Source organism: Pseudomonas sp. GW456-E7, from assembly GCF_059424105.1.
Window position 1 is genome coordinate 1729 of sequence record NZ_JBWKZB010000109.1, and the last position, 1389, is coordinate 3117.

Genomic DNA, 1389 nt, shown 5'->3' on the forward strand with positions numbered 1-1389 from the left:
TTTTGGGTGACGAAGTGGTTGATGCCATGCTTCCAAGAAAAGCTTCTAAGCTTCAGATAACCAGGAACCGTACCCCAAACCGACACAGGTGGTTGGGTAGAGAATACCAAGGCGCTTGAGAGAACTCGGGTGAAGGAACTAGGCAAAATGGCACCGTAACTTCGGGAGAAGGTGCGCCGGTGAGGGTGAAGGACTTGCTCCGTAAGCCCACGCCGGTCGAAGATACCAGGCCGCTGCGACTGTTTATTAAAAACACAGCACTCTGCAAACACGAAAGTGGACGTATAGGGTGTGACGCCTGCCCGGTGCCGGAAGGTTAATTGATGGGGTTAGCTAACGCGAAGCTCTTGATCGAAGCCCCGGTAAACGGCGGCCGTAACTATAACGGTCCTAAGGTAGCGAAATTCCTTGTCGGGTAAGTTCCGACCTGCACGAATGGCGTAACGATGGCGGCGCTGTCTCCACCCGAGACTCAGTGAAATTGAAATCGCTGTGAAGATGCAGTGTATCCGCGGCTAGACGGAAAGACCCCGTGAACCTTTACTATAGCTTTGCACTGGACTTTGAATTTGCTTGTGTAGGATAGGTGGGAGGCTTTGAAGCGTGGACGCCAGTTCGCGTGGAGCCATCCTTGAAATACCACCCTGGCAACTTTGAGGTTCTAACTCAGGTCCGTTATCCGGATCGAGGACAGTGTATGGTGGGTAGTTTGACTGGGGCGGTCTCCTCCTAAAGAGTAACGGAGGAGTACGAAGGTGCGCTCAGACCGGTCGGAAATCGGTCGTAGAGTATAAAGGCAAAAGCGCGCTTGACTGCGAGACAGACACGTCGAGCAGGTACGAAAGTAGGTCTTAGTGATCCGGTGGTTCTGTATGGAAGGGCCATCGCTCAACGGATAAAAGGTACTCCGGGGATAACAGGCTGATACCGCCCAAGAGTTCATATCGACGGCGGTGTTTGGCACCTCGATGTCGGCTCATCACATCCTGGGGCTGAAGCCGGTCCCAAGGGTATGGCTGTTCGCCATTTAAAGTGGTACGCGAGCTGGGTTTAGAACGTCGTGAGACAGTTCGGTCCCTATCTGCCGTGGACGTTTGAGATTTGAGAGGGGCTGCTCCTAGTACGAGAGGACCGGAGTGGACGAACCTCTGGTGTTCCGGTTGTCACGCCAGTGGCATTGCCGGGTAGCTATGTTCGGAAAAGATAACCGCTGAAAGCATCTAAGCGGGAAACTTGCCTCAAGATGAGATCTCACTGGGACCTTGAGTCCCCTGAAGGGCCGTCGAAGACTACGACGTTGATAGGTTGGGTGTGTAAGCGCTGTGAGGCGTTGAGCTAACCAATACTAATTGCCCGTGAGGCTTGACCATATAACACCCAAGCAATTTG

The 1389-nt window shown here is 53.2% G+C and carries 1 rRNA gene (only partly in view); it reads left to right on the forward strand.

The window, feature by feature from the left end:
• Window positions 1-1370 (forward strand): 23S ribosomal RNA (locus AC07YV_RS29785) (it extends 1700 nt beyond the left edge of the window).
• The last annotated feature ends 19 nt before the right edge of the window (window positions 1371-1389 follow it).